This is a genomic window from Pseudomonas sp. YNh, assembly GCF_037993085.1.
Classification (GTDB): Bacteria; Pseudomonadota; Gammaproteobacteria; order Pseudomonadales; family Pseudomonadaceae; genus Aquipseudomonas; species Aquipseudomonas putida.
Genome location: NZ_JBBMRJ010000062.1, coordinates 1 through 3,268, shown reverse-complemented (window position 1 = coordinate 3,268; position 3,268 = coordinate 1). Strand labels below are relative to the sequence as shown.

The 3,268-nt window shown below is 51.2% G+C and carries 2 rRNA genes; both read left to right on the top strand.

The annotated features are described in order from the left end of the window. Positions 1-192: 192 nt before the first annotated feature. A 23S ribosomal RNA gene (locus tag WF331_RS28945) occupies positions 193-3,085 on the top strand. Positions 3,086-3,219: 134 nt separating this feature from the next. Beyond that, positions 3,220-3,268: ribosomal RNA gene (rrf, locus tag WF331_RS29425) — 5S ribosomal RNA — on the top strand; the annotation flags it as partial.

Sequence of the window (3,268 nt, the reverse complement as noted above, 5' to 3'; positions counted from 1 at the left end):
GAATGTTGATTTCTGACTTTTGTCAGATCGTTCTTTAAAAATTCGGATATGTGATAGAAATAGACTGAACACCAGTTTCACTGCTGGTGGATCAGGCTAAGGTAAAATTTGTGAGTTCTGCTCGAAAGAGCAACGTGCGAATTTTCGGCGAATGTCGTCTTCACAGTATAACCAGATTGCTTGGGGTTATATGGTCAAGTGAAGAAGCGCATACGGTGGATGCCTTGGCAGTCAGAGGCGATGAAAGACGTGGTAGCCTGCGAAAAGCTTTGGGGAGTCGGCAAACAGACTGTGATCCAGAGATCTCTGAATGGGGGAACCCAGCCAGCACAAGCTGGTTATCTTGTACTGAATACATAGGTGCAAGAGGCGAACCAGGGGAACTGAAACATCTAAGTACCCTGAGGAAAAGAAATCAACCGAGATTCCCTTAGTAGTGGCGAGCGAACGGGGACCAGCCCTTAAGTTGGTTTGAGATTAGTGGAACGCTCTGGAAAGTGCGGCCATAGTGGGTGATAGCCCCGTACACGAAAATCTCTTATCAATGAAATCGAGTAGGACGGAGCACGAGAAACTTTGTCTGAATATGGGGGGACCATCCTCCAAGGCTAAATACTACTGACTGACCGATAGTGAACTAGTACCGTGAGGGAAAGGCGAAAAGAACCCCGGAGAGGGGAGTGAAATAGATCCTGAAACCGTATGCGTACAAGCAGTGGGAGCCTACTTTGTTAGGTGACTGCGTACCTTTTGTATAATGGGTCAGCGACTTATATTCAGTGGCGAGCTTAACCGAATAGGGGAGGCGTAGCGAAAGCGAGTCTTAATAGGGCGTTTAGTCGCTGGGTATAGACCCGAAACCGGGCGATCTATCCATGGGCAGGTTGAAGGTTAGGTAACACTGACTGGAGGACCGAACCGACTACCGTTGAAAAGTTAGCGGATGACCTGTGGATCGGAGTGAAAGGCTAATCAAGCTCGGAGATAGCTGGTTCTCCTCGAAAGCTATTTAGGTAGCGCCTCATGTATCACTGTAGGGGGTAGAGCACTGTTTCGGCTAGGGGGTCATCCCGACTTACCAAACCGATGCAAACTCCGAATACCTACAAGTGCCGAGCATGGGAGACACACGGCGGGTGCTAACGTCCGTCGTGAAAAGGGAAACAACCCAGACCGTCAGCTAAGGTCCCAAAGTCATGGTTAAGTGGGAAACGATGTGGGAAGGCTTAGACAGCTAGGAGGTTGGCTTAGAAGCAGCCACCCTTTAAAGAAAGCGTAATAGCTCACTAGTCGAGTCGGCCTGCGCGGAAGATGTAACGGGGCTCAAACCATGCACCGAAGCTACGGGTATCACCTTTTGGTGATGCGGTAGAGGAGCGTTCTGTAAGCCTGTGAAGGTGAGTTGAGAAGCTTGCTGGAGGTATCAGAAGTGCGAATGCTGACATGAGTAACGACAATGCGAGTGAAAAACTCGCACGCCGAAAGACCAAGGTTTCCTGCGCAACGTTAATCGACGCAGGGTTAGTCGGTCCCTAAGGCGAGGCTGAAAAGCGTAGTCGATGGAAAACAGGTTAATATTCCTGTACTTCCAGTTATTGCGATGGAGGGACGGAGAAGGTTAGGCCAGCCTGGCGTTGGTTGTCCAGGTTTAAGGTGGTAGGCTGGAATCTTAGGCAAATCCGGGATTTCAAGGCCGAGAGCTGATGACGAGTTGCCATTAGGCGACGAAGTGGTTGATACCATGCTTCCAAGAAAAGCTCCTAAGCTTCAGATAACTGGGAACCGTACCCCAAACCGACACAGGTGGTTAGGTAGAGAATACCAAGGCGCTTGAGAGAACTCGGGTGAAGGAACTAGGCAAAATGGCACCGTAACTTCGGGAGAAGGTGCGCCGGCGAGGGTCAAGGACTTGCTCCGTAAGCCCATGCCGGTCGAAGATACCAGGCCGCTGCGACTGTTTATTAAAAACACAGCACTCTGCAAACACGAAAGTGGACGTATAGGGTGTGACGCCTGCCCGGTGCCGGAAGGTTAATTGATGGGGTTAGCGCAAGCGAAGCTCTTGATCGAAGCCCCGGTAAACGGCGGCCGTAACTATAACGGTCCTAAGGTAGCGAAATTCCTTGTCGGGTAAGTTCCGACCTGCACGAATGGCGTAACGATGGCGGCGCTGTCTCCACCCGAGACTCAGTGAAATTGAAATCGCTGTGAAGATGCAGTGTATCCGCGGCTAGACGGAAAGACCCCGTGAACCTTTACTATAGCTTTGCACTGGACTTTGAATTTGCTTGTGTAGGATAGGTGGGAGGCTTTGAAGTGGGGACGCCAGTTCTCATGGAGCCATCCTTGAAATACCACCCTGGCAACTTTGAGGTTCTAACTCAGGTCCGTTATCCGGATCGAGGACAGTGTATGGTGGGTAGTTTGACTGGGGCGGTCTCCTCCCAAAGAGTAACGGAGGAGTACGAAGGTGCGCTCAGACCGGTCGGAAATCGGTCGTAGAGTATAAAGGCAAAAGCGCGCTTGACTGCGAGACACACACGTCGAGCAGGTACGAAAGTAGGTCTTAGTGATCCGGTGGTTCTGTATGGAAGGGCCATCGCTCAACGGATAAAAGGTACTCCGGGGATAACAGGCTGATACCGCCCAAGAGTTCATATCGACGGCGGTGTTTGGCACCTCGATGTCGGCTCATCACATCCTGGGGCTGAAGCCGGTCCCAAGGGTATGGCTGTTCGCCATTTAAAGTGGTACGCGAGCTGGGTTTAGAACGTCGTGAGACAGTTCGGTCCCTATCTGCCGTGGACGTTTGAGATTTGAGAGGGGCTGCTCCTAGTACGAGAGGACCGGAGTGGACGAACCTCTGGTGTTCCGGTTGTCACGCCAGTGGCATTGCCGGGTAGCTATGTTCGGAAGAGATAACCGCTGAAAGCATCTAAGCGGGAAACTTGCCTCAAGATGAGATCTCACTGGGATCTTGAATCCCCTGAAGGGCCGTCGAAGACTACGACGTTGATAGGTTGGGTGTGTAAGCGCTGTGAGGCGTTGAGCTAACCAATACTAATTGCCCGTGAGGCTTGACCATATAACACCCAAGCAATTTGCTAGCGCAGATTGCGGTGGTGAAGATGATACGAACCGAAAGTTCGCAACAAACCACAAATATCGCATATCCGAATTCGCTGGGCTGTCCATCTGGACATTCTGGCTACAGAATTTCTTGACGACCATAGAGCATTGGAACCACCTGATCCCATCCCGAACTCAG